The sequence below is a fragment of the Saccharospirillum sp. genome, from assembly GCF_040881935.1.
Lineage (GTDB): Bacteria > Pseudomonadota > Gammaproteobacteria > Pseudomonadales > Natronospirillaceae > Saccharospirillum.
The window spans coordinates 13,912-39,147 of the sequence record NZ_JBBECH010000051.1 but is presented as its reverse complement, the minus strand read 5'-3'; the positions used below and the strand labels follow the sequence as shown (position 1 = coordinate 39,147).

Annotated in this window: 27 protein-coding genes and 1 pseudogene; 14 read left to right on the top strand and 14 right to left on the bottom strand. The window is 54.7% G+C overall.

Translation table 11 applies throughout. The features are described 5' to 3' along the window. Positions 1–256 precede the first annotated feature (256 nt). The 6 genes from WEB54_RS08340 (at position 257) to WEB54_RS08315 (ending at position 7,791) form a co-directional block, all read left to right on the top strand. Entirely contained in the window at positions 257–1,510 is a 1,254-nt protein-coding gene (locus WEB54_RS08340; protein ID WP_368054989.1) for a sarcosine oxidase subunit beta family protein, read from the top strand. 15 nt (positions 1,511–1,525) lie between these two features. Next, the gene (locus tag WEB54_RS08335; protein WP_368054987.1) at positions 1,526–1,858 is read left to right on the top strand and encodes a sarcosine oxidase subunit delta; all 333 of its coding nucleotides are present in this window, start codon (positions 1,526–1,528) and stop codon (positions 1,856–1,858) included. Continuing rightward, positions 1,855–4,875, top strand: coding sequence for a sarcosine oxidase subunit alpha (locus tag WEB54_RS08330; protein WP_368054985.1), 3,021 nt, complete (start codon positions 1,855–1,857; stop codon positions 4,873–4,875). Before WEB54_RS08335 ends, WEB54_RS08330 begins: the two co-directional genes overlap by 4 nt. Beyond that, positions 4,868–5,575: a sarcosine oxidase subunit gamma gene (locus WEB54_RS08325; RefSeq protein WP_368054983.1), complete on the top strand. Its 708-nt coding sequence runs from the start codon at positions 4,868–4,870 to the stop codon at positions 5,573–5,575. Before WEB54_RS08330 ends, WEB54_RS08325 begins: the two co-directional genes overlap by 8 nt. An 11-nt stretch (positions 5,576–5,586) precedes the next feature. Beyond that, positions 5,587–6,453 carry a formyltetrahydrofolate deformylase gene (purU, locus tag WEB54_RS08320; protein WP_368054981.1) on the top strand — a complete coding sequence of 289 codons (867 nt, stop codon included), beginning with the start codon at positions 5,587–5,589 and terminating at the stop codon, positions 6,451–6,453. Positions 6,454–6,876: 423 nt separating this feature from the next. Continuing rightward, positions 6,877–7,791, top strand: coding sequence for a GlxA family transcriptional regulator (locus WEB54_RS08315; protein WP_368054979.1), 915 nt, complete (start codon positions 6,877–6,879; stop codon positions 7,789–7,791). Between the two features lie 26 nt (positions 7,792–7,817). On the opposite strand, the gene WEB54_RS08310 is transcribed toward WEB54_RS08315, so the two are convergent. Then, positions 7,818–9,854, bottom strand: a complete 2,037-nt coding sequence (locus WEB54_RS08310) for an FAD-dependent oxidoreductase (RefSeq protein ID WP_368054977.1) — start codon at positions 9,852–9,854, stop codon at positions 7,818–7,820. A 134-nt stretch (positions 9,855–9,988) separates the two neighbouring features. Here WEB54_RS08310 and WEB54_RS08305 point away from each other — a divergent pair, with 134 nt between their 5' ends. Then, complete coding sequence (locus WEB54_RS08305; RefSeq protein ID WP_368054975.1) at positions 9,989–10,654, top strand: TetR/AcrR family transcriptional regulator; 666 nt, start codon at positions 9,989–9,991, stop codon at positions 10,652–10,654. Here the strand turns inward: WEB54_RS08305 and WEB54_RS08300 are convergent. From WEB54_RS08300 to WEB54_RS08275, 6 genes are all read right to left on the bottom strand, one after another. Further along, positions 10,624–10,989 carry a transposase gene (locus WEB54_RS08300; protein WP_368054973.1) on the bottom strand — a complete coding sequence of 122 codons (366 nt, stop codon included), beginning with the start codon at positions 10,987–10,989 and terminating at the stop codon, positions 10,624–10,626. The genes WEB54_RS08305 and WEB54_RS08300 overlap by 31 nt on opposite strands. A gap of 146 nt (positions 10,990–11,135) precedes the next feature. After that, the gene (locus tag WEB54_RS08295; protein WP_368054971.1) at positions 11,136–11,348 is read right to left on the bottom strand and encodes a hypothetical protein; all 213 of its coding nucleotides are present in this window, start codon (positions 11,346–11,348) and stop codon (positions 11,136–11,138) included. Next, positions 11,349–11,630, bottom strand: a complete 282-nt coding sequence (locus WEB54_RS08290; protein ID WP_368054969.1) for a type II toxin-antitoxin system RelE/ParE family toxin — start codon at positions 11,628–11,630, stop codon at positions 11,349–11,351. After that, complete coding sequence (locus WEB54_RS08285; RefSeq protein ID WP_368054968.1) at positions 11,617–11,850, bottom strand: hypothetical protein; 234 nt, start codon at positions 11,848–11,850, stop codon at positions 11,617–11,619. The genes WEB54_RS08290 and WEB54_RS08285 overlap by 14 nt, the downstream gene beginning before the upstream one ends. A 245-nt stretch (positions 11,851–12,095) precedes the next feature. Beyond that, positions 12,096–12,797: a DNA alkylation repair protein gene (locus tag WEB54_RS08280; RefSeq protein ID WP_368054966.1), complete on the bottom strand. Its 702-nt coding sequence runs from the start codon at positions 12,795–12,797 to the stop codon at positions 12,096–12,098. A gap of 189 nt (positions 12,798–12,986) precedes the next feature. After that, complete coding sequence (locus WEB54_RS08275; RefSeq protein ID WP_368054964.1) at positions 12,987–13,439, bottom strand: hypothetical protein; 453 nt, start codon at positions 13,437–13,439, stop codon at positions 12,987–12,989. Positions 13,440–13,707: 268 nt separating this feature from the next. Here WEB54_RS08275 and WEB54_RS08270 point away from each other — a divergent pair, with 268 nt between their 5' ends. Both WEB54_RS08270 and WEB54_RS08265 read left to right on the top strand, forming a co-directional pair. Beyond that, positions 13,708–14,112, top strand: coding sequence for a helix-turn-helix domain-containing protein (locus tag WEB54_RS08270; RefSeq protein WP_368054963.1), 405 nt, complete (start codon positions 13,708–13,710; stop codon positions 14,110–14,112). A 69-nt stretch (positions 14,113–14,181) separates the two neighbouring features. After that, positions 14,182–14,571, top strand: coding sequence for a VOC family protein (locus tag WEB54_RS08265; protein WP_368054961.1), 390 nt, complete (start codon positions 14,182–14,184; stop codon positions 14,569–14,571). 132 nt (positions 14,572–14,703) lie between these two features. Here WEB54_RS08265 and WEB54_RS08260 read toward each other — a convergent pair whose 3' ends face one another. The 3 genes from WEB54_RS08260 to WEB54_RS08250 all read right to left on the bottom strand — a co-directional run bounded on the left by WEB54_RS08260 (position 14,704) and on the right by WEB54_RS08250 (position 16,304). Next, complete coding sequence (locus WEB54_RS08260) at positions 14,704–15,621, bottom strand: M14 family metallocarboxypeptidase (RefSeq protein WP_368054959.1); 918 nt, start codon at positions 15,619–15,621, stop codon at positions 14,704–14,706. Positions 15,622–15,756: 135 nt separating this feature from the next. Then, positions 15,757–16,059 carry a type II toxin-antitoxin system RelE/ParE family toxin gene (locus tag WEB54_RS08255; protein ID WP_368054958.1) on the bottom strand — a complete coding sequence of 101 codons (303 nt, stop codon included), beginning with the start codon at positions 16,057–16,059 and terminating at the stop codon, positions 15,757–15,759. Continuing rightward, positions 16,047–16,304: a type II toxin-antitoxin system Phd/YefM family antitoxin gene (locus WEB54_RS08250; RefSeq protein WP_368054956.1), complete on the bottom strand. Its 258-nt coding sequence runs from the start codon at positions 16,302–16,304 to the stop codon at positions 16,047–16,049. The genes WEB54_RS08255 and WEB54_RS08250 overlap by 13 nt, the downstream gene beginning before the upstream one ends. 412 nt (positions 16,305–16,716) lie before the next feature. On the opposite strand from WEB54_RS08250, the gene WEB54_RS08245 reads away from it, so the two are divergent. The 5 genes and pseudogenes from WEB54_RS08245 to WEB54_RS08225 form a co-directional block, all read left to right on the top strand. After that, entirely contained in the window at positions 16,717–16,989 is a 273-nt protein-coding gene (locus tag WEB54_RS08245; protein ID WP_368054954.1) for a type II toxin-antitoxin system Phd/YefM family antitoxin, read from the top strand. Beyond that, complete coding sequence (locus WEB54_RS08240) at positions 16,970–17,242, top strand: Txe/YoeB family addiction module toxin (protein WP_368054952.1); 273 nt, start codon at positions 16,970–16,972, stop codon at positions 17,240–17,242. Before WEB54_RS08245 ends, WEB54_RS08240 begins: the two co-directional genes overlap by 20 nt. A gap of 354 nt (positions 17,243–17,596) precedes the next feature. Further along, a complete protein-coding gene (locus WEB54_RS08235; protein WP_368054950.1) occupies positions 17,597–18,280 on the top strand; it encodes a Wzz/FepE/Etk N-terminal domain-containing protein in 684 nt (227 codons plus the stop codon). Between the two features lie 269 nt (positions 18,281–18,549). Then, a complete protein-coding gene (locus tag WEB54_RS08230; protein ID WP_368054948.1) occupies positions 18,550–18,873 on the top strand; it encodes a hypothetical protein in 324 nt (107 codons plus the stop codon). A 243-nt stretch (positions 18,874–19,116) separates the two neighbouring features. Further along, a pseudogene (locus WEB54_RS08225) lies at positions 19,117–19,719 on the top strand (alpha-amylase family glycosyl hydrolase); the annotation flags it as partial. Between the two features lie 282 nt (positions 19,720–20,001). Here WEB54_RS08225 and WEB54_RS08220 read toward each other — a convergent pair. The 4 genes from WEB54_RS08220 to WEB54_RS08205 all read right to left on the bottom strand — a co-directional run bounded on the left by WEB54_RS08220 (position 20,002) and on the right by WEB54_RS08205 (position 25,226). After that, positions 20,002–20,817, bottom strand: coding sequence for a hypothetical protein (locus tag WEB54_RS08220; RefSeq protein WP_368054946.1), 816 nt, complete (start codon positions 20,815–20,817; stop codon positions 20,002–20,004). A 631-nt stretch (positions 20,818–21,448) separates the two neighbouring features. Then, on the bottom strand, positions 21,449–22,216 hold the full coding sequence (locus WEB54_RS08215; RefSeq protein ID WP_368054944.1) for a hypothetical protein: 768 nt from the start codon (positions 22,214–22,216) through the stop codon (positions 21,449–21,451). 746 nt (positions 22,217–22,962) lie between these two features. Then, positions 22,963–24,492, bottom strand: coding sequence for an amidohydrolase family protein (locus tag WEB54_RS08210; protein WP_368054942.1), 1,530 nt, complete (start codon positions 24,490–24,492; stop codon positions 22,963–22,965). Positions 24,493–24,590: 98 nt separating this feature from the next. Continuing rightward, the gene (locus WEB54_RS08205; protein ID WP_368054940.1) at positions 24,591–25,226 is read right to left on the bottom strand and encodes a malonic semialdehyde reductase; all 636 of its coding nucleotides are present in this window, start codon (positions 25,224–25,226) and stop codon (positions 24,591–24,593) included. Positions 25,227–25,236: the final 10 nt, after the last annotated feature.

Genomic DNA, 25,236 nt, shown 5'->3' with positions numbered 1-25,236 from the left:
AAAAGTGTTTGGAGCATGAACCATCCACCTCAAGCACTGATATGAACAGCCGATGTTGATCCCACGTTTTCTCCCTGTCGCAAATCTTCACCCTGGTGTCGTGGCTAAGCAGGTGTAACCAGAGGCGTGGGCCTACCATCCTAGCAACTTGTCCCATACCCCAGCCTCGGGGCATAGTGGGACCTATTTATATACGTCGAACACTGATTCATCCCTGGCATCCGCTTAACCGATGACCACCTGAGAGGACCCGAACATGCAGAAATACTCCGGTTTCGGACTGCTGAAACATGCCCTTACCTACCATGAGAACTGGCAGCGGGTCTGGCGCAATCCCAAACCGAAAAAGAAGTACGATGTCATCATCGTCGGTGGCGGCGGCCACGGCCTGGCGACGGCCTTTTACCTGGCCAAGGTGCACAACATCACCAATGTAGCGGTGGTCGAAAAGGGCTATCTGGGCGGCGGTAATACCGCGCGCAACACCACCATCGTGCGCTCCAATTATCTCTGGGATGAAGCGGCGCTGTTGTACGAGCACGCCATGAAGCTGTGGGAAGGCATGTCGCAGGAGCTGAACTACAACGTCATGTTTTCCCAGCGCGGCGTGCTGAACCTGGGCCACACCCTCCAAGACATGCGCGATATCCAGCGCCGGGTGAACGCCAACCGCCTGAACGGCATCGACAGCGAGGCGCTGGACACCCGGGGCGTGCAGGAGATCGTGCCGATTCTGGATTGCTCGTCCAACGCCCGTTACCCGATTCTGGGCGCCTCCTGGCAGCCCCGTGCCGGTGTGGCCCGTCACGATGCGGTGGCCTGGGGCTATGCCCGCGCCGCCGATGCCATGGGCGTGGATTTGCTGCAGCAATGCGAAGTCGACGACATCATCACTGAAGACGGTGCCGCCGTCGGTGTCAGCACCAAACAGCACGGCGTCATCTACGGTGACCGTATTGGTTGCGTGGTGGCCGGTAATTCCGGTGTGCTGGCCAAAATGGCCGGTTTCCAGTTGCCGATCGAATCACACCCGTTGCAGGCGCTGGTCTCCGAACCGATTCGGCCGATTCTGGATACCGTGGTCATGTCCAACCAGGTGCATGGCTACATCTCCCAGTCCGACAAGGGCGATCTGGTGATCGGCGCCGGTATCGACGGCTACAACGGTTACGGCCAGCGCGGCTCCTACCCGACCGTCGAGCACACCCTTCAGGCCATCGTCGAGATGTTCCCGATGTTCAGCCGGGTGCGGATGAACCGCCAGTGGGGCGGCATCGTCGATACCTGCCCGGATGCCTGCCCAATCATCTCCGATACCCCGGTTGAAAACCTGTTTTTCAACTGCGGCTGGGGTACCGGCGGTTTCAAGGCGACGCCGGGGTCCGGTCACGTTTTTGCGGCCACCCTGGCCAGGGGCGAGGCCAACGAATTGGCCAAACCCTTTTCCATGTTCCGCTTTCATAACGGGGCTCTGGTCGATGAACACGGCGCCGCTGGCGTGGCGCACTGAGCGAGGTAACGCATCATGTTTTACATTTTTTGCCCCTATTGCGGCGAACACCGGGAAGAAGAGGAGTTCCACCCCAAGGGTCAGGCACACCTTGCGCGCCCCGAAAACCCGGACGACTGCACCGACGAGGAGTGGGGGAACTTCCTCTATTTCCGCTCAAATCCGCGCGGCCTGCACCATGAGATGTGGGTACACGCTATTGGCTGTCGCAAGTTTTTCAACGTCACGCGCGACACCCTGACCTACGAGATAAAGGAAACCTACCGGATGGGTGAATCCCCGCAGGTCACTCAACCCTCCGATGCTCACACCTCCAATTTCCGGCAGTCTTCAGAGGCGACGTCATGACACAATCCAACCGTCTCAACACCGGTGACCGCATCGATCGCGCCCAGCCGGTCAGTTTTCAGTTCAACGGCCGTACCTACCAGGGCTACCGGGGTGATACCCTGGCTTCCGCATTGCTGGCTAATGGTGTCGATGTCGTCGGCCGCAGTTTCAAATACGCCCGGCCGCGCGGCATTGTCGCGGCCGGTGCGGAAGAGCCCAACGCCATTTTGCAACTGGGGGCGACCGAAGCCACCCAGGTGCCCAATGTGCGCGCCACCCAGCAGGAACTGTTCGATGGCCTGGTCAGCCAGCCTACCAGTGGCTGGCCGAGCCTGGAGTTCGATCTGATGGCAAACTTCAGCAAAGTCTTCGGGCGCGTGTTGCCGCCCGGGTTTTACTACAAGACCTTCATGTTTCCGCAGGCGGCCTGGGAATTCTATGAAAAGTACATCCGCAAAGCGGCCGGTCTGGGTCGCTCGCCCAAGGTCGCGGATGCCGATACTTACGATCACCTGAACCAGCATGCCGATGTGCTGATCGTCGGTGCGGGCCCTTCCGGTCTGGCGGCAGCCTTGTCGGCGGCTCGCGCTGGTGCGCGCGTCATATTGGCCGACGAACAGGCTGATATGGGCGGCTCTCTACTGGGCACCCGGTCCGAACTCGATGGTCAACCCGCCACCGACTGGGTCCGTGCGACACTTGAGGAACTGGCCGGTTACGACCACGTTCTGCTGCTGCCCCGGTCTACCGTCAACGGCTATCACGACCACAACTTCCTGACCATCCACGAGCGTCGCACCGACCATCTGTCGGACCAGGCACCGGCCAATACCTCGCGCCAGCGCCTGCATCGGGTGCGGGCAAAATGGGTGGTGCTCGCCACGGGCGCACATGAACGTCCGCTGGTGTATGGCAACAACGACCTGCCCGGCTGCATGCTGGCCTCGGCCGTTTCCACCTACATCAACCAATACGCCGTGGTACCGGGTCGGCGCCTGGTGGTGATGACCACCAACGATCAGGCCTACCGCACCGCGTTCGACTGGCAGGATGCCGGGCGGGAGGTGGTTGCCATCGTCGACACCCGACACTCGGTCAGCGGCGCCTACCAGGATGAAGCCCGGCGTCGTGGCATTAGATTGCTAAACGGTCAGGGCGTGATCGAAGCCCAAGGCAGCAAGCGGGTAAACGGTGCCGTGGTGACCCCCCTTAACGAGCAAGGCGACCGTGTCACGGGTAACAGCAAGACGCTCAGTTGCGACACCATCGCCACTTCCGGCGGCTGGAGCCCGGCGGTGCACCTGTCTTGCCACACCGGCAGCCGGCCAGTGTGGAACGATGATGTTATCGGTTTCGTACCAGGTGACACCGTGCAGAAGCAACTGGTCGCGGGTGCCGTGGCCGGTACCTTCAACCTGAACGACTGTCTGATTCAGGGAGCCCAACGCGGCGCCGAAGCCGCTACCAAGGCGGGCTTTGCGGCTGAAGCCGCGGCGGTGCCTCAGGCTAACGACCTGCCTGAAACCAATGCCATGGCCCTGTTCAGCATACCGCATGAAAAACGCACCAGCCGGGCACCGAAGCAGTTTGTCGATTTCCAGACCGACGTCACCGCCGCCGGCATCGAGCTGGCAACCCGCGAAGGGTTTGAGTCGATCGAGCACGTGAAGCGCTACACCGCCATGGGCTTCGGCACCGACCAGGGCAAGCTGGGTAACATCAACGGCATGGCCATCGCCGCCCAGTCGATGAACAAAACCATTCCCGAAACCGGCACCACCATTTTCCGGCCGAACTACACGCCGGTAACCTTCGGCGCCATTGCCGGGCGCCACTGCCGCGACCTGTTCGACCCGAAACGCTACAGCGCCATGCACGAATGGCATGTTAAACGCGGCGCCAAATTCGAGGACGTCGGGCAGTGGAAGCGCCCCTGGTATTTCCCCCAGCCCGGCGAAACCATGCAGCAGACGCTGGATCGTGAATGCGTCGCCACCCGTGAAAGCGTGGGCATTCTGGACGCCTCGACACTGGGCAAGATCGACATTCAGGGCAAGGACGCGCGCGAATTCCTCGGCCGCATCTACACCAACGCCTGGGCCAAACTGCCGGTGGGCAAATGCCGCTACGGCCTGATGTGCAAGGAAGACGGCATGGTGTTCGACGACGGCGTTACCTCCTGCCTAGGCGAAAACCACTTCCTGATGACCACCACCACCGGTGGCGCGGCCGGGGTACTGGAATGGCTGGAGCTCTACCACCAGACCGAGTGGCCCGAGCTTGAGGTCTACTTCAATACGGTCACCGACCACTGGGCTACCATGACCGTTGGCGGACCGAATGCGCGCAAATTGCTGGCCGAACTGACCGACGACATCGATCTGGATAAAGACAGCTTCAAGTTCATGGACTTCCGCCAGGGCACCGTCGCCGGTGTGCCGGCACGGGTGTTCCGCATCTCCTTCACCGGGGAGCTGTCTTACGAAATCAACGTTCAGGCGAATTACGGCCTGCACGTCTGGGAAAAGCTGTTTGAACACGGCGAAAAATACAACCTGACGCCCTATGGCACCGAAACCATGCACATTCTGCGCGCCGAGAAAGGCTTCATCATTGCCGGTCAGGATACCGACGGCTCGGTTCACCCTTACGACCTGGGCCTGAGTTGGGCGGTGAAGGAAGACAAGCCGTTCAGTTTTGTCGGCAAGCGCGGCATGAAGCGCGAAGACTGCATGCGTGAAGACCGCAAACAGTTGGTCGGTCTGAAAACCAAAGACCCCAGGGCGGTGTTACCGGAAGGTGCCCAGGCCGTGGACGACCCGAACCAGCCGATTCCGATGAAGATGTTGGGGCATGTCACCTCCAGCTACTACAGTGCTAACCTGGGGCGCTCCATCGCCATGGGCGTGATCAAAAATGGCCACAAGCGAACCGGCGATACCGTCTACTACCCGCTGGTCGACGGCCGCGTCATCGAAGCCGAGATCTGCAACACCATTTTCCTGGATCCGAAAGGGGAACGCCAAAATGTCTGAAGTCATGAACGAACAGGCCAGTGCCAGCGGAATAGCCATCATGGATCAGATTCCCTCTGCCGATGTTCCCGCGCGCAGTCCGCTGCATCATGTCATCAAGAAGCCAAACCAAACGGACCAGCCAAACCCCGGCGTCCACCTGTGGGAAGACGCACTGAAAGCGCATTTGGCGCTCAGAGGCGATGCCGACAACACCGACTTTCGCCAGGGCATCGAAGCGGCCACCGGGCTGGCGCTGCCGGGGGCTCTGCACAGCGTTCACAACGAGCAATGGTCGCTGAGCTGGATCAGCCCCGACGAATGGTTGCTGGTGGGCCCCGGTGACCAGGCCTTCAACATGGAACTGACCCTGCGCGAGCACCTCAGCGGTCACTACTCGGTGATCAACGTCAGTGGTGGTCAGACCCTGGTGCGCCTGGCCGGCGCTGAGGCTCGCGCGGTGCTGATGAAAAGCTGTCCCTACGACGTGCACGATCGCAACTTCCCGGTCGGCAAGGTCGTCACCACCGTGTTCGCCAAATCCCAGGCGACAGTTCGACGCCTGGCCGAGAACGACTGGGAGCTGGTGATACGCCGCAGTTTTGCCGACTACGCCTGGCGCTGGCTGGTGGATGCCAGTCAGGAGTATGGTGTGCAGCTGAGCGTACCGGCGGCACAGACCCAAGCCTCCAAACGCCACACCAACCCGGTTGCAGGGTGAGAGGGCAAACCATGGGCACCAAAGAAAAACTCTGGATACTGACGGCACAATGTCCCAGCCGTCTGGGCACGGTAGACGTGGTAACCCGCAGCCTGGCCGAGACGGAAAACTACATCGTCGCCATGAATTCGTTCGACGACAAGGAAACCGAAAGCTTCTGCATTCGGGTTGAATTCAGGCCAATCAACGGCCAGTCATCATTGAACGACTTCCGGGAACTGTTCGAATCCCGGGCGTCGGGGTTCGACATGCAGTGGCAGTTAACCGAGCCTTATCACCGCACCCGGGTGGCGATTCTGGTGTCGAAATACGACCATTGCCTGAACGACCTGCTGTACCGTTACCGCACCGGCGAGCTGGCCATCGATATTCCGCTGATCATCTCCAACCACCCGGATCTGAAACATCTGGCCGACTGGCACGGCATCCCCTATTTCCATTTGCCGATCACCGCGGACACCAAGCCACAGCAGGAAACTGAAGTGTGGCGGCTGATCAATGAATTCGACTGCGAACTGGTCGTGCTTGCGCGGTACATGCAAGTGCTGTCGCCGGCAATGGCCGCCCGGCTCGATGGCAAGGCGATCAACATTCACCACTCGCTGCTGCCCGGCTTCAAGGGCGCCAAACCCTACCACCAGGCCTGGGCCAAGGGCGTTAAACTGGTGGGCGCCACAGCGCATTACATCAACGACGATTTGGATGAAGGGCCGATCATCGCCCAGGGGGTTCAGGCCGTCGATCACAGCCACTACCCGGAAGATCTGGTGGCACGCGGCCAGGACATCGAAAGCCAAACGCTGGCCAGCGCGGTTCGCTACCACACCGAGAAACGCGTCTTCCTGATCGGTAACCGTACGGTGGTGTTTAAAGATTAAGCGTTAACGAATGACCGGCTCAAGGATCGAGCCGATTCGAAGTCGTTGTGCCCTTCTTCCGCAACCTTTCCCCGGTTGACAGCACCTTACAAAACACCGCATTCTCTTTATTCAATAACTCCAGTTTCAGCGTTCGATGAGTGGCCATGGTCCGCGTCGGTTACCGGTGGTACCTCTGCGGGGTCGGCGTAAATCCGTCCGTGGAGCCTAGACCGCAGCATCCATGCTGCGGACTCCCCCGCAGAGGTACCACCGGCATCCGACGCTCGCGTTGTGCGAACTCCGAAACTTGATTCCGTTAGCACACTGGTTAGGAGTGTAAGTACCATAGTGTGTTCGTCCTCTACCTCTAGTAGTACAGGCACAGCCTCCACCACCCAGACGCCCTTACGCGTCGGTTTTATCCTGCGCGAGCACTTCTCCATGGTGGCTTTTACGGCAGCCGTTGATACCCTGGTCACCACCAATCTGGTTACACCTGAGCCAGCCTTCGTACACTTCACCATCGGCGCTGAAGGGCGCAACACCCTGAGCGACCTGGGCATCGAAGTCGCCACTCGAATGACGCTGAGTGCATTCAAAGCCAAGCCCGAGCATGTCGACATGTTGGTGATTTGTGGCGGCTATCGCAGTCAGTTGGAGCCCGAACCGCACCTGCTGAGCACTCTGAAATGGGCTGACCAGAACGGCATTCGGCTGGCCGGTTTGTGGAACGGGGGTGTCGCCCTGGTTCAAGCCGGCCTGATGGACCACCAGGCCTGCGCCCTGCACCCGGACAATCACGCCTATGTGCGCGAGCATTATCCGGCGGTTAAGGTCTCCGCCAACGCCTATGAGATCGACAACGAACACGCCACCTGTGCCGGCCCGGTCAGCGCGCTGGAGATGATGCTGAAGTTGATTGGCCGCTTGCTGGATAACCCACACATCGTGCGAGCCGTGCGTGAGATTCTCAGTTGCGACCAGGTCTCCGAGCAGGTCGGCCCGATGCCATTGAACCTCGGCGACGATCCAACCCTTCCCGAATCGTTGCAAACCCTGCTCGCTCTGATGCGGGCCAATATTGAAGAACCGCTGACCCTGCCGGAACTGGCGCATTGCGCCAACATCTCCCGCCGACAGGTGGAGCGCCTGTTCCAGACACATCTAGAGACGTCACCGTCGCGCTACTACCTTGAACTCCGACTGGTCCATGCCCGGCGCCTGCTGATGCAAACCAACCGGAGCATTGTCGATATCTCCCTGGCCAGCGGTTTTGTCAGCAGCAGCCACTTCAGCAATTGCTTCAGAGACTATTATGGCATTGCCCCCTCGGCCGCAAGACAACAACGCCAGTAATAAAAACGCCATCCAAACCAGTTGTCCTACAAGTCTTTAACCAATCTCAGCGCATCGTAAATGGCCGCATGTGTATTGCGTGATTCGACCGCATCGCCGATCCGGAACAGCTGGAAGCGACCGTCTTCGTTACGCACCACGTTTTGTGCTTTACCCACAATCAGGTCATCGTAATTGATTTCCCCGCCGTTGCTGGAATGTGGTTTCAGCTCGAAATAGATGTCGGCCATGGGTGTGATGCCGTAATTGACCACCACCTGATCGATGTGGCGTTCATGGTCCAGGTCGAGGTAATCGCTGGTGATTTTGGCCAGCAGTTTATCGCCATTGCGCTCCACTGATTTCAAGCGATACGTGGGTGTAAAAGTCACATTCGGGCGCTGCAGGGCTCTCATGTAGGGCACCAGATTCATCGCCATAATCTCGGCCGAAAACGACCGGTCCGGCGTCATAATTTCCAGTTCGGCACCGGCTTTGGCAATGATTTCCGCAGCCTGCAAAGCGGGGTGATCGCAGGCGTCGTCGAACAACAGTACTTTCTGTCCGGGTTTGATGTGCCCGGAGAGAATATCCCAGGTGTTCACCACCAAGTCGTTGCCGATGTTCGGTTTATCTTCAATGGGGTAACCGCCCGTGGCGACGATGACGACGTCCGGGTTCTCCTGCCGTACCTCATCTGCTTCTGCCCAGCAGTTATAGCGGATCTCGACGCCCATTTTTTCGCACTGCGCCAAACGCCAGTCGATAATGGCGATCATCTCGCGCCGGCGTTCGCTTTGCGCCGTTAACCGCACCTGGCCACCCGCCTGGCTCATGGCCTCCATGACCACCACATCATGCCCGCGCTCGGCCGCGACGCGGGCCGCTTCAAGCCCGCCCGGTCCGGCACCGATGATCACGACCCGACGCTTCCGGTCGGCTTTGGGAATATCGTGCGGCATGGTGGTTTCACGACCGGTGGCGGCGTTGTGAATGCAATAAGCAGCACCGCCCTGGTAGATGCGATCGAGACAATAATTGGCACCGACGCAAGGGCGTATCTCTTCCTCGCGCCCTTCCATGATTTTTCTGACAATGTGCGGGTCGGCCATGTGTGCCCGGGTCATGCCGATCATATCGACCTTGCCGGATTCGATGGCGTACCGGGCGGTACCAACGTCCTGAATCTTGGCGCCGTGGAAGGTGGGGAAATCGACCTGGCGTTTTATCTCGCCGGCGAAATCCAGGTGTGGGGCACTGGGCATGCCCTGAACGGGAATCACATCAGTCAGGCCCGGATCGGTATCAATGTGACCACGCACCACATTGAGAAAATCGACCATACCGCTGTCTTTCAGACGCCTCGATATATCGAGACCTTCACTGGCGTTCAAACCACCGGGCAGTTGCTCATCGCCGGTGTAACGCACGCCCACTATAAACTCAGGCCCGACCCGCTCGCGAATGGCCTTCAGTACATCGAACGTGAATCGCAGCCTATTATCCAGACTGCCGCCATAAGGCCCGTCGAGGGTGTTGGTCAACGGCGACCAGAATTGATCCATCAGGTGGCCATAGGCTTGCAGTTCAATGCCATCGAGCCCGGCGGCATGCATGCGTTCAGCCGCGTCGGCGTAGTCGCGAATCAGACGGTCGATGTCCCAGTCTTCAACCTGTTTGGGGAAAGCACGATGCGAGGCTTCGCGGTTATGGGAAGAGGACACAGCCGGCAACCAGTCGGATTTATCCCAACGGGTGCGGCGGCCAAGATGGGTCAACTGAATCATCACGGCGGTGCCGTGCTCGTGGCAGGCATCGGTTAGGTCGCGCAGCCAGGGCACCACTTCGTCTTTGTAGGCCAGAATATTGTTGAACACGGGCGGGCTGTCTTTCGCGACGGCGGCAGACCCGGCGGTCATGGTCAGGCCGAGGCCGGCTCTGGCCCGCTCGACATGGTAAGCCCGGTACAGCTCCGTAGGCATGCCATCGACCGGGTAGGCGGGTTCATGCGCAGTCATCATCAGACGGTTCTTTATGGTCAGATGCTTGAGCTGGAAGGGTTGCAACAACGGGTCTTGAGCCATGGTCAGTCTCCTGTCGAATACCGGCTGGATTCTCACGCTAACGATCATGTACACTTGTGTCAATTAAAATGACATAGATGTACAATTATTTAATTGCAGACCATTAAATCGCTCACCAACTTCAGAGAGATAGCATGACAACCGATACTGACAAAGGCCGTGCGGAAGACTGGCTCGATGCCGCCTACCGCCTGCTGATCCAATCCGGTGTGGACGCCGTGAAAATACTGCCACTGGCCAAGGCTCTGAACACATCCCGCACCAGCTTCTATTGGTTTTTCAAAGATCGGGAGGCCCTGCTCGACCGCCTGATCGACCGGTGGAAGGCTCACAACACCGATGGCTTCATTCAACAAACCGAACGCTATGCCGGTACCGTGGTTGAAGCCACACTCAATGTGTTCGATTGCTGGTTGGATGAGCAATTGTTTGACTCGGAATTCGAATACGCCGTGCGCAACTGGGCCATGCAGAACGCCAACGTGGCCAAAGAAGTCGCCGCCGCCGACGAACGCCGGCTAGAAGCCCTGACCAGGATGCTACAGCGCTTCAACTACCCACCCCATGAAGCCAGCGTCCGCGCACGCACCATTTACCTGACGCAGATCGGCTATATTTCGATGCACACTCACGAAACCAAAGCCGAGCGCATCGGCCGCTTTGCCGACTACATCCTGATTTTCACCGGCCACCCCTGCGAGCGGTCGGACCTGGAGCGGTTTGTGTCGCGTCACGCACCCAACCTGCAAGACTGGTTGCAGGCCTACGATCAGCGCAAAACGGCTGAACGCTTGAAATAATTGTCGGCGTCGACCAGCGTAGATTTATACCGCCCTTCCCACAAAGTACCGGTTCGGCTATGCGTGAAGTTGAAGTGCTGAACGTATTTTCGGCCCAGTGCTTGCATCATCCGGCTTGTACCCTGCTCGCTGCCAGGCGTTATCAGTAAATGGACATGATTAGTCATCAGAACAAAGGCGTGAATGGCTACCTGATATTTGGCTGCTGCATCCTTCAAAAACGACAAATAAGCTTTGTAATCCGCCTCGCTGTAAAAGCAGGCTTCCCGATTGTTACCTCGCTGGATAACATGTTGACTGCAACCGGGAAAATATAGTCGGGGCAAACGAGCCATTGCCTTCTCCATGAGTCTCAAGGTGGAATTAGGTGCAACTTATCCAAAAATCAATGACTCTGACCCCTTTGATTGCGGCGAGAGTCTTTTGCCGGGAGCTTTTTGGACTGAGCGGCAGGCTAATTGTTGATGTTAGGAGTTAAACATTAATCTAGCTCAACAAAAAACATTAAGAAATTTATCAAAGACATGAAAGAGAAGATTACTGCTCCAAAAATATAGCTGACACCCAATACCCTTGATTTTCCAGGGCTGTTCACTTCATGCGCAATAACTTGCCCTTTTTTCAATCCCCTAAAAGCAATTACAGCGCAAACGGCCAATCCAGAAAATACTAAAGCAGCAATTAATCTTCCCACCTATCCTCTCCTATTGCTTACACATGTATCCATTTGATCCGTGTGGATCTGTACCTTTACGACCGTCACGAGAAGCACTTCATCCGCTATTTCATAGATGTTCCGATAGACACCCTGACGAATCCGGTATCGCTCCTGCCCTGAGAGTTTCTCACTGCCTACTGGCCTCGGATCTTCCTGCAGCGACTCGATACGCTGAACAATCCGGGCTACATCGTCGTTTGGAATTGGCCGCAGATCTTTGGCAACAGACTTTTTGAAGGCAAGTTTATATTTTGCCATGGGCCTTCAGATCGTCCAGCAACGCCTCATAGCTCATGGTCGGCTCGGCGACTCTGTCTTCAAACGCCGCCAAATCTTCCTGATCCTCAGCAAGTGCCGCACGAACCGCATCATTAACAATATCGGACAGAGAGCGGTGCGTATGGGCGGCCTTGAGCCTGAGGGCAGCATGCAATTGAGGGTCGAAATAGACCGTAGAACGCTTTGATGACTCGCCCATGGTGTTCTCCAGTGATGGGAGGGAACTGACATTATAGCGTCAAAACGTTATAACATCTAACGAAGGCCCCTATCAGCCCTCACAACAAAATCAGTTCCTCAACCAAGCAGTGCGCGCAGCTGCAGACTACCGGTATCCAGTGGGAAGGTTGCTTGTCGGTATCCAGGTCACTGCCACAGGCCGTTGCGGCCGTCTGATGTGAGTGTCTTAAGAGTTGCTGATCTTATTAATTCAACTGCCAAACCTTATACCCCCAGCTTCTCTTTTAGCCGGTCGGTGGTCAGGTGCTTGGCGACGTCGAACGGCTCGCACTCCCCGCTGGCCGAGGTGAACTCGATTGGCCCCACCTGCCGCGCCACCTTCAGAGCCGCTTCGTTCAAGGCAGCACTGCGCTTTCCAATCCCCATAAGCGCCGTACCCATAGACAGACGGACCTTTTCCGACTCACTACCGATCGTCTTTGCGATGCGCTCGACCTGGGCGAAGAAGAACGCCTCACTCGGTGCCTTCCTGCCCGAGAACTTCGACGCTTCATAGAGCAACCCGTAACCGCACTCGCGGCGCACGGCGTCTTCGCTCCGAACCCACTGTTCGGCAAGCTCGACCACGAACGATGTTTTTGCCAATGTTGCATCGCAGGAGGCAAACACATGCGCCAACATACCTCCGGCCAATTCCTCCACCTGTTTCTCGGCCTGATCACGCGTGATGTGCGCGGGATCGTCGATGAGCAAGGCGATGACTCTGGCCTCGTAGGTGTCGGTCTGCCAGAGTGCGTGCGCCAGTTCCGAGTTGCGCCCGACCTGCCTGGCAAGCTTGCGCAGCCGCGTGAGCCCGATTCCGTAACTCTTCATCCCCGCTGTGCCCGAGCCCAGCTTTTCCCAGTTTCTTATGCCCCGTTCATCACGTTCAGCCTCGAGCAAAGCAAGAACTTCGGAAACAGTCATCGGAGGTATCCTCTGTCAGTGATAGTGTGTTTTGGTCCAATGGCGCCCGGCTTTTGTCCGGTGTTTGCATGCGTCATTCCTCCAGTTCACCAACAGTCAATGCACATAGTAATATCGATCGGCATTACCAGGCTGTCAGAACCTCAGCTTGATACTGAAGCCCATGGTGGCCTCAATGGTGGTGTCATCCTACGGAGGGGTTCCTTTGGCTTCAACGTCAACAACCGTCTCGTCAGCACGCAGGTACTGGCCAATTTCACGATCATTGTGCACCTGCAACTGCAGTACTCTGACGTCGGTGTTCTGATCATCACCCAAATAGGCGACCCGGGTTCTGGTGTTTCCATCGCCGATAAAAACCTCCATGCCGTCGATAAAGGATAACGTCTGGCCGTCCGGATCGGTCACCTCAAGTGCAAACTGAGTAACGTAAGAATCACCGATGTTGTCCCGATTGGCGTCATTGTTCTGGAAGGTTTGGGAACTGGACACATCGAAAGACGCAAATTCACTAAAGCCCAGCTCCGAGAAGGTTCCGCCAAGCGGACCTCCACTCTGTACAGTGGTTTCTGAGACCACCTCGACATAAACCGTTCTAAGTGCATCGCAGCCAGTCATCAGAATGAGGGCCATAGCTATCATCAAAAAACGCACCTTACCTCCGGTGTGAATGGTTCCAAACGGTGAACTCGGGTTCGCTGAGAAGCCTACTTACCCCTGCCTTGCATTGAGTTCCCGGTTACTATTCGTTATAACCCTATTATCGCATTGTGGATCAGGGCTCGATCAGGGCAGGGTAATTGATCTGGAAACAATATCAATCTCTCTGACTCAATCGCTTTTAAGAACGCTAACGGCGACATGGCCTCTATAACCGCGCTCAATGCCGCCTAACCAGGCCAGATAGCCCATGAAAAACAAGCCCAAGACATTTTTCGAACAGCAATTGGAGCAAGTGGCCGAAAGCTCGCCTTTAAAAGCCTACCACTACGTACACGTCCGGCAGTCCAGAGCGTTTATTGAGCAATACTACTCAGAGCGAGTCGAACTTGAAAAAATGGCCGCTGCAGCTTTCATGTCACGCGCTCACTACATAAGAATATTTCAGCAAATATACGGTGTGACCCCAAGGCAGCATATGAGGAGTGTTCGAATCGAGAAAGCAAAGGAACTGCTGAAAGCAGGACTTTCTGTTGCCGAGGTTTGTTTCGAGGTTGGCTATGAGAGTTTGCCTACCTTCTCAAAGGTATTTAAAAGCGGTACCGGGTATTCTCCGAGAGCGTATCAAAAAGCCAATAAAAGCAATCCGGAATAAGTAATTAACACTGGCTGTTGCTATATTTGCCTTACATTCATGGTAATCACACGCAAAGAGGCTAAACCAATGATCAGAATCCATGTAACCAGTGTTCCTGTTGATAATCAGGAAAAAGCATTGGCCTTTTATACCGAGAAACTGGGGTTTATTAAAAAAACGGAAATTCCGGTGGGTGAGCATAAATGGCTAACGGTGGTCTCTCCAAAGGAGCAAAACGGAGTAGAGTTATTGCTCGAACCCATGGCATTTGAACCCGCCAAAGTGTATCAAAAAGCACTCAGCGATGCTGGAATCCCCTGGACCTCCTTTGCCGTAGAGGATCTTGAAAGTGAGCACCAACGGCTTTCGGAACTTGGGGTTCAATTCACAATGTCACCAAAAGTAGTAGGCCCAGTGATGATGGCCGTTCTGGATGACACCTGCGGAAACAACATTCAATTGGTGCAGATGCTCTGATCGACCAGAGCGTTTGCACCAATAGAGCCGGAATCAATTAACCATTATGGTCAAAGTCGTCAATTTCGGCGGTCTCTCTGGTGTCTGCCGAACCAGGCTCTAGCTCGGGCGAGATCACCACCCCGAGCCTTTTCACCCCAACACGTAATCAATTGCTGCACATACAGCAGCGACCTGGGCGGCATTGCATTGCGCCGAGGTCGCACGGGGGCTATCGGGGTAAACCTCGGTGGTGGTTTTGTAAGGCGCGCTGGTAAAGCCGGCACACAAGCCAAGCTGCCTGAGTGGGTACTGAATAACACCCCGAGCAATCACGGGTGATCCTATAATCTCGCCGCTATCATCAGCCGGAGCAATATGCGTGACTTGCTCCACCGCGTTGATTACCGCCTGCTGGAACTCAGGCTGCGGGTTCTCGCTGTCATCGACCAGATAGAAACCATCGGGAATCTCGCCTGGCTTAAACGGCTCGCCGTCGCGCGACGCCAGCGCCGGTCGAAACTCGGTTTCGTCGGTATCGGTGGTCTCGTGCAGATCGATATGCATCAGCACCCGTTCGCGTAGGGGCGCTACCAATTCCATCAGTGCCGCAGACTCTTGAGCCGGGCTGTCGTCGCGGAACGACCGGTTCGGGTCAATAGCGTTCGGGTTCCAGCGATGAATGCGCTCATACGCCCAGGGGCTGACACAGGGCACAACCAGCCAGTTAACGCGACCCGCATAGTCCGCCGCATATCGATCAACGAACTGCAGCGCACCGTGCACACCACTGGTTTCGTAACCGTGTACCCCACCGGTTATCAACACAACGGGCAAATCATCACGCCAGTCGCGACTGCGAATCGCCATCAGCGGATACCGTTCAGCGCCATAGTCCAGACAGCCATACTCTTCCACATCGAAGCGCGTGCGCAGGCCCTCGATCACACTCAACACTTCGGCCTCGTAGCTGCGCTGCTGGGTTTGTGCTGCCAACCACTCAGCGCGTTCAGTGTCGCCCCAGGGGGTGCCGGGAGTGCCGATTGGGTAAGGTGTGAGAGTGGTGTTCATGGTGGTTGTTCTCCAGGGATAGACAGTGCAGACAGCGAACTCTAACACGCACGGTAATGTTCGCAATCAGACTTGCTGCAGAGCCGCACAACGACATTACTAAGACGCCTGTCCTATGCGGTCAATGTGGTCTGGTTAGCTGTTCACAAGCATGAAGGCACGAAGCTGTCGCTCCTCTCGCATGACATAAAGGACAAGAACTCGCTTTTCATCTTCGCGATAAAAAATGCGACACGGTGGAATCACTACCTCCCTGTATACCGAATTAGGGAGCTCTGGAGGAATTCGCCCTGATTGGGGGAAATTTTCTAAACGTTCGGTCTTATCAAAAACAGCTCGGACCAGATGACTTGCGGCAACCGGATTATCCAGTGCAATGTACTCAGCAATGGCATCCAACTCTTGAAGTGCAGGCTCCGTCCATATTACTTCAACCATTTGCTCATTTTCTCTTTGGCCTCACTTTGGCTGTACGTTCTTCCCTCAAGTACAGCACGCTCTCCCCGCGAAAGCCCCTCAAGCAGCTCTAGGCGACGCTGCATAAACTCGTAATCCTGCACATCGACAAGGTATGCGGATGGCTGACCATGTTCAGTAATCAGTATCGGTTCTTTAGACACATGCAGATCTGCCAGAATCTTAGTAGCTTGGCGCTTTAGGTTCGTTACAAGCTCAACTTTCATTGGGTCCCCCTTAATCAAACCATTAGTATCACTATAGTATCACTTTCCAACAATGGCAACGACTATGAGCACCGGCACGGTTGGAGTGAAAACCGGATAACCGAGCTGACCAACACTACAGTGCCTGTCCTATTTGGTTCCAAAAAACAACTGGCAAAGACCTGAATCAGAAACAACCGGGAAACTGGGACACCCACCCCTATATCATCAACCAAAGCTATCGTGACCTAACCTTTGATAGCTATCTAATTAACTCTGAGGGTCGCGGTAGGAATGCCGGTCGCCCGGCAGGCACCCCCCGCACAGATCCGAACCGCACTGCTGTGCCTGTCCATTGTGGCTCGTTGCTATTGATTTGCTATGGCCTGGCCGATAAGATGTACGGAAACACCGTACAATTGAGGAAAACCCAATGGACTCTGTCAGCGTAAACCAATTCAGAGACAACCTAAAAACTTTTGTAGAACAAGCAGTTAGCAACCATACCCCACTGAAAGTGACTCGTCGCTCCGGCGAAGCGTTCGTGGTAATGAGCGCCGACGACTGGGAGCGGGAACAAGAAACTTTGTATGTACTTCAAAATACCAGCCTGATGCGCCAGTTGTCAGAATCGGCAGCCACCCATGCCCGAAGCGCTGGGTATACCCCCAAGGATGAGGAAATCAATGAGATCACTGGTCTTTGAAGACAGTACCTGGGCTACCTATGAACAGCTCCGAGAACAGGACAAGAAGCTGCACAAATCGCTCTGCAAACTATTAAAAGAAATGCTCCGCGCCGACCCCGCAACAGGCTTGGGAAAGCCCGAGCAACTAAAGCATAGCCTTACTGGTTTTTGGTCCCGGCGAATCTCCCAAAGAGATCGTGTGATTTACAAATTTGACGATCACTACGTCTATACCTTTGCCATTGGAGGCCATTACGACCAAAAGCCATAACGCCAGTCAGCAGGCGCTGCTATGGAATGGAGGCTACTGAGCTGATCTGACACCCGTCTCATACAGTGGCTGGGCAATCTCGGTCATCGGAGCAAAAAGAAGGTCATTGACGCCATTCCCCATCTGGCGAAAGATCTTCTTCCTGGTTTACAACCGTGGTTGCATGATTTACATTTCCGATGAATCATTGATTTTCGGATATATACCGTGGCTCGTCTTTCTACTCCCCCCCGAACGTAATACCGGAAACAGAAAGCGTTACACGTGGGGCGCAAAACTTTTAATAGTCTCACTGGCCGCAGGTTGCGTCGTCTCACTCTATGCGTTAATCGCAGTGATAACGGGAGATCTGTAATGTCCGATACCCGGCCTTCTTACGATGACGAAATCGACTTGTTTGAACTTTTCGAAACCCTATGGGATGGAAAGTGGTGGATTCTCGGCTGTGTTGCTATCGCCATTTCAATGGCTTTTGGATACACCCAGTTAGCATCCGTCAAATACAGTATCAGTGCTTCTTATTCCATCAATGTTCATTCCGTGGGCAGCCTACAACTGTGCGAGCAAAGCCCAGGGGTAGCGGGATGCTTAAACTCCGAAGGTTCACAACGTGTCCTCAAGGTTGCAGGTTCGGATTGGAGCAAAGGCCAAAACAGTACCCTGATTCAAACCACCCTGAATCCGGACAGCATGGAAGAGTACGAACAGACCCTATCTGGATTTGAAGAATCTGTCACTGAAACTGTCCTGAAACAAGCGAAGGCAGAACTCAACGTCATTCAAAATGAACTTACACCCGCATTGCTTGGTACCGAAAGAGTGGCAGCCAACATGCTGAATGCAAAACGAGTTATTGCAGCGATTGAAGAAAATGACATCAGCGCCGTATCCTTTGACAACCTCTCAATCTCAAAATCCTCCCCGAATATAGCGCTGATTCTGGTCATGTCTGTTTTCCTGGGTGGAATGGTTGGCGTTTTTTACGTACTCATTCGCAATGCGATTTATAAGCGCAAAAAACAACTGGCAAAGACCTGAATCAGAAACAACCGGAAAACTGGGACACCCACCCCTATATCATCAACCAAAGCTATCGTGACCTAACCTTTGATAGCTATCTAATTAACTCTGAGGGTCGCGGTAGGAATGCCGGTCGCCCGGCAGGCACCCCCCGCACAGATCCGAACCGCACTGCTGTGCCTGTCCATTGTGAGCGATGTCTATCCCCGCTGTTTGCCTAACCAGGTTTCATTGGGCTACCCTGAGCGGCTCATCAAACCTGTCAACGACGACCAGCGAGCCCGAGCATGCCCGAAAATCCCCTGAAAATGCTATCTGATGCAGCCAGCGATGCCCATGCTCGCATCCAGGCCAGTCACGAACACATCAACCCGGTCATTGGGGTCCGCCGCAAAATGCGTGACGCCGGAATTCCGGCAGATGTACTGACCATTGACTGTCACCGGACACGTCGCCGTATCATGCTGATTCTCCATGACGAGCAGCCCGGCCAGTTGTTGTATCAGTTTATTACGATCGAACAGGAGGCCGGTGATGATTTTCAGAGTATGGCGTTGTCCGAATTGGACACCCGGAAACTGGTGCAGTGGATGGAGGACTATTTTGGCTGAGTCTCGACATTAAGTGGAGGATTGTTTTCGAACTCGACTGTTGGCTGCCGGCCTCAATCAAGGGAGGTACCGGCCGGCCGCTGTAACCTACACAGGGATTCCTGTGGTTTTCTGACGAATGCTTTACTTCTCCCGCAGAACCTATTTTCGCTAGCTCGCCAACCTGTTTCCATTCGCTTTCAGACTTTTAAATAAGACTGGATTTTTCTACTATTCACTAAGGTGCCTGTCCTATGTGGCTAGCGTGAGCGTCTGATGTCGATCAGCTGGTTCATGAAAGCCCTGAATGAAGACATCGCCCGGCAAGCCAATGCAGAAGACGGCTGTACTTGACGCTTCTGGGAAGCCCGGTTCAAATCCCAGGCTTTACTGGATGAAACCGCCCTGGCAACCTGCCTGGCCTATGTAGACCTTAACCCTGTCCGGGCTTGTATGGCCAGCACACCGGAAGCGTCAGAATTCACCTCGGCCAAACAGCGGATCGATACCGCCAAAGAGGAACCGGAAGCCACAGAACCCAAACAGCCGAAACCCTTATTTCCGTTTGTTGGCTACCCTCGGCAAGACATGCCCGAAGGTTTGCCCTTTCGGCTGTAGGACTACCTGGAACTGCTTGATTGGACCGGTCGACAGATCCGCAGCGGCAAACGCGGAAGCATCACACAGACCCTTCCACCCATTCTCGAACGCCTTAATATCGATATCGAGCACTGGGTCTATAACACTCAGCACTTTGAAAGCCAGTTTAAAGCGCTGGTTGGCACTGCAATCTCCATTAAAGCAAAGTGTCAGCAGTTCGGATACCGACGAACGCCCGGATTAGCATTGGCTGCGCAACTTACTTAGCCAGAACCTCCCGCAATATTAAATCACAGGGCTACCTGAGGCACTTACGTGCCTGAAAATCGTGAAAATCTGCCAATTTTACCCAATTTCCCAGACTGACATGAATCGGCGGTACTGTTTTGCAAACTACTGATTCGATGTATGGCTGTTTTCTATTCCTTCACTAAGTTGCCTGTCCATTCTGGTCCATACTATCCCCTTGAAATTTAACGCTCGCAGCATGCGCGCCCTTGCAATGGAGTCGAAGGCGCAATGGAAAGGGCGTCGCTGTGCCTGCGCTGGTTATAATGAATAGCCCCGACAAAGCTGTTTGAGTGCCTGTCCAGCAGGCGTATTGATAATAGGTTTAAATGATCCGAGGGCCTGCTCTGCACGATCACCCAGTTCTTTTGGAACAAAGATCTCACTCGGTAAACTGGTCAAACGATAGAATTCTTTCTCGCAAGCGTCCTTAATGTTGTCAATCCCGTCGTCAAGAAGACCTGGTACGGTAGGATGACCTTTGGAAGCTCTCAGCCGTTCGACAACTAACTCCTTGGTTAACGAATTTACCGCGTCAACCCTGGCTCTTGCTTTTTCTTGTGCTTGATACCGAAAGAGGTCTAAAGCCCAGGCTCGGCAGTCCTCAGCTTGAATGGCAGCCTCGAATGACTGATCGATTGTATCGAAATGCTCCGAAGATAAAGCTCCAACAAATAGGTGTTTGTTCTTTGTCCATGATTCATATGGAAGAATTGGAGGTGCTGTTTCATTGATCAATGAAAAACTGTTTGGCCCATATCTCTGAATCTTCTCGATATTCTTCGCCCTTATTTTTTCTATGGCGTTTTCAGCTGACTTGATCTCTTTGTAAATGGTTGAGGCAAGTCTCGCCTTTTCATCATCCTGCTTTGCATCAAGCCAGAGTCGCTGAGTTGCTTGTTGAGATGCGTAAATCATCAGAGCAACGACAGCCGTTAATATTGTTGCGAGGCTGGGGGCAAGTATCTGAAAGACCCCTAAAAACTGGGAGCCTAGCTGTGCAGTAAAGGCAAAATAGGAAAGCGCCGAAATCACAACTAAAAGTACTGCAGCAGCGCCTGATAAAAACCACCTCATTTCCGATTCTCCGTAGCCTAGGTCCCGACTTCGTTATAACGCCCCTAAGCAGCGGCATATTTTTGCGTTTTGAGCGCAGCGATGCAAAAATATGTCCGCTGGCTTGGCTGGTTATGCACTTTTAACATACTAGTCGCTTCGGATACCTAATATCTCTTACAACCCAAGTTTCTCGAACATCGTCCCATTCTGTTAGATAGCTTACTAAACAGCCTTCACTATGAACAACGCCGCCACCCGAAGTGATTGAAGTAGAGTTAAACCATGCAGAGTTACCATAAGTGCTTACACTGCCGGTTGTTATGGTAGTGGTAGGGACGCGATAAGTTCCTCCTCCCCACCTAAACTGAAACGCACGTACTCCACCTTCCATATCCATTGCGTTCACCGGAGGCCCAGTGTCTAGAACGACCTCTCTAATATCCTTGCCCAAGTACTGCTTCATGTGTGTTGAGACACAACCAAGCATAAGGACACTACACAGGGCTACAAAAGCAAATTTCATCAGAATCCTCGTATATGCATAACGCCGCCAGCACGCGCGGTTTTGTAGTGGAGGCGAAGCCGCAACGAAAAAGCCGTCGCCGTGCCTGGCCTTGCTATAAGACACTTAGAACACTGTTTTAATGACTTATTCTACACCTTCAACAAGTTCAAATACATCCTCTTTCGTTGGATCACGATCTTTGCTGTGATCACATAAATTTCTTAAATCGCCAAGGTGCTGGATAAAACGCCACTTGGGTGTATCAATGATTTCGTTTTCTTTTAGAAGTTGGTAATAGTCGGAAATAGAAGGATGCTTTTTTCGAGACTTATGCCCGTGCATTTCACAAACATGACCAAGGTGCTTTTCCAAAACGACTCCAGCAATGGCACCTCCGCCTCTTACGAAGCCCTTTTTAGCCAGCTCACGAGCTGCTTCAAGTTCGGAATCGAACATATCAGCTTGTAGTACTTCTTGAATATCGAAAAGAGAACTTTCAAATCTCTTTGCCGCAGCTTCTAAAATTGAGTTTTGTATCTGCATCTTGGCAATTGCGGCAGAACCATCCGCGACAACTTCTGAGCCACCATACCTAGTAGTTCTCAACCCTAGCAAATAGTCAGCTATACCATAGGTGAGAAAGTCAATTTCTTTCCTTTTTTCATCTTTATACTGCTTAACGAAATCGACCAGTCGATCTGGTAGCACTTGCTTGATAACAGCATGTGCTTCTGAGTACCAAGTATCGTATTCTGTTTTAAAATTTGGCAGCTTTATCTTTTTTTCTTTAAGCTTCTTCTCTATGTTTTCAGGCAGACCTCGGGTGTCATCAATCATTGCGTAATAGAGAAGGTCACCCTTTGCGACCAAAGCAGCTACTTCTTTTTTCATAGATTCAGGTTTCGAAGTCATGTCCTTATTGCCTTATAACAGCTATTTTTCATCGTCATTTTCGCCACATATTTCGATTAACTCGGAATCCAACGCACCACTTTCAACCCTGCAAAACCCTAGTGTATGGGGCATCCAACCAACATCGACGAACACAAGGACTAAATATCCAATCCGACAAAACCGTCACTACCGACAACTATCCCCGCCATCAGCGTCGTCATTGACACATATCCAGGGTAGATCACGGAATATGCGTCGTGGTTACAGGGTACAGAAATGCAAAATGGGTTGTTTTGACACGATGGCACTCTGTGACAAAATTGGCAAGTAGTTATGTGCCAGGGTGTCATTCGCGCCTCCCTACCCTTCTATGAGCAGGTCTCGGGTTTGGTTTGCTCCCCAAGGGCCTTCGACAGGCTCAGGCCGAACGGGGGGGGTGGGGTTCTGTGGTTAGTTTTGCTTCCTGTCGCGCAGGGGACTGCCCTCCTACGGGTTGGTTTGGTGGCCCTGCGGGGGTGGGATGGCCCTGCGGGGTTAAAAGCAGTGGTAAGCGGTGGGGTTAGCCCCCAGCCGCCACCGGCTTTCGCAGTAGGCAGGGATGCTTGCGGTAGGGCTTGGTGGGGCATCAATGCCCCTGCAAGACCGGGCGAAAGTTGGGGGTGGTTGGGGCGGGTTTGTGGCTGGGGGTGGGTTCAGCGGTTTGGTTATGCTCCCCGAGGGCCTTCGACGGGCTCAGGCCGAACGGGGGTCAGTTGGGTGGTTGCTCAGGCCCGAAACAGATCCTGCTCTATACCTGCGGCTTCGAACAGGTAATCCCGACTGGCTTCCAGCTGACCGCGTAGGTGGTTTACGTCTACATCCACCAGTTTGCCCTGCCATTTACGGATTTTTCCGGCTACCAGCACGGTGTCTACGTTGTTACGTTCCATCAGCGTTACTACGGCACCCGGTACGTGGTTTAGCGGGGTGACGTTAATGGCTTCGGCGTCTAGCAGGACGATGTCGGCTTCTTTGCCTGGGGCCAGGCTGCCTACTTTGTGGTCCAGCTTCAGGCCGCGGGCGCCTTCGAGGGTGTGGAAGCGGATGCAGTCGCGGGCGGTGAGCAGGGCTGGCAGGTTGTCTTCACCGGCGAGGGCGCGTTCGTTAGCGAAGGCGCGTTGCAGCGTCATGGTTGAGCGCATTTGAGTGAAGGGGTCGGCGGTCATAGTGCATTCCACGTCGCTTGAAAGCGAAGGTTGCAAGCCGAGGTCGAGGCATTTCTGGATCGGTGGCATGCCGTGGCGCATGGTCATTTCGATCGGTACCGAGAGCGACACGTGCGCGCCTGCATCGGCGGCGGCCTGCCAGGCCATGTCGCTCATGCCGGTCATGTGAATGAAGATGTTGTCGGAACCGAATTGTCCGTCTCTTGCCAGTTGGTCGAAGGTATCGGCCATGCCGAAGGTGCCAACCACATGCAGCGCGATGGGCAGATTCAGGTCGCGGCCGATGCGCCAGGCTTCTTCGTAGCCCGGCAGATAAATCTCACCGCCCATGACCATGCTGGTCAACTGATCATCCGACGAGAAGTGCTGCTGGCGCAGGCGTGAGGCATCTTGCGGGTATTGGGCACGGTCGCCCCAGCCTTCGAAGTAACCGAACACACCGCGCCGACCGGCGTCTTTCAAGCCGAGTACGGCCGCGTCGGAATGCTCCGGTGAGTGGTGAATCTGGCTTACGTCCATCACCGTGGTTACACCGGCATCGAGTTGTGAAAGACCCGCGAACAGTTCGTTGATGTACACGTCTTCGGTGCGGTAATGCAGCGAGAAGTTCTGCAGGATGGACTCGTAATAGTTGAATTTGCTGTGTGGCTGGCCATCGTTAATCAGAATGCCATCGGCCAGGAAACTGCGCAGTGCGGTTTCGAACTGGTGGTGGTGCGTGTCGATGAAGCCGGGCATCACCACCTTGCCTTTGGCGTCGATTACGGCAACGTCGTCACCCACACTGATGGAAGGCGCGATCTCGATAATGCGCTTGCCTTCGAGCAATACATCACCCACCGGCAGGTCGCCGACGGACGGGTCCATGCTCATGACGGCACCGCCTTTAATCAGGGTGCGACGCGTGGCATTACCGACATTTTCCGGCATTTTGGTCTGGGTCGATTCGCTGTGCGCGGCGGCCTGGGCACCCCCGGCCAGCAACGGCATGGAGGCGGCTACGGCACCGGTGGCGGCGGCCATTTTCAGAAAATCCCGACGGCCTTCGGAATGACCGCTGTTTTTGCTTGCTTCACACAGTCTGCACATTAGAGAGTCCTCTTGTTGTTATTGTCTTGTCGTTGTTTGTTTATTTGTCGCGTTTGCGACGGTGTTTTCATCTATTATTTTTCCAGTTAACGATCGGCTCACAGCAGCCTGCAGCTTTCATCGAAACTCAGGCGCGGGCCGCGCGGGTGTAGCTTGGTTTCGTCGCCGTAGCCAAGGTTGCAAATAAAGTTGCTGCGTAGGTGCGGGTTTTCAGTGCCGAAGAATATCTGGTCGACCTTGTCGTTATCGAACCCGGAGATCGGGCCGCAATCGAGCCCCAATGCACGGGCGGCCAGAATGAAATAGCCACCTTGCAGGCTGCCATTGCGAAAGGCGGTTTCTTCGCGCAAGGGTTCGTTGCCCACAAACAGGGAACGGGCGTCTTTGTTGTGTGGAAACAGCGTCGGCAAGTGGTCGTAAAAGCGGCGGTCGTAGGCCAGTATGGCGGTGACCGGGGCCTGGCTAACTTTCTCTACATTGCCTTCTTTTAATGCCGGTAGCAGTTGTTCGCGCGCTTCGGCGGTACGCAAAAAGTAAATGCGCAGTGGATTGCAGTTCATGCTGGTAGGCCCCAGGCTGACAAGCTCTGCCAGATGGCGCAGCTTGCCGTCATCGACGGGCCGGTCTTGCCAGTAGGAAAAAGTACGGGCACCGAAAAACAGTTGGTTGAGTGCGCAGTCATCCAGCGGCGTGTGGCGCTCTTCGGCCAGTGGTGCAGTAGACAGTGTGGTCATGGCAGCAGTT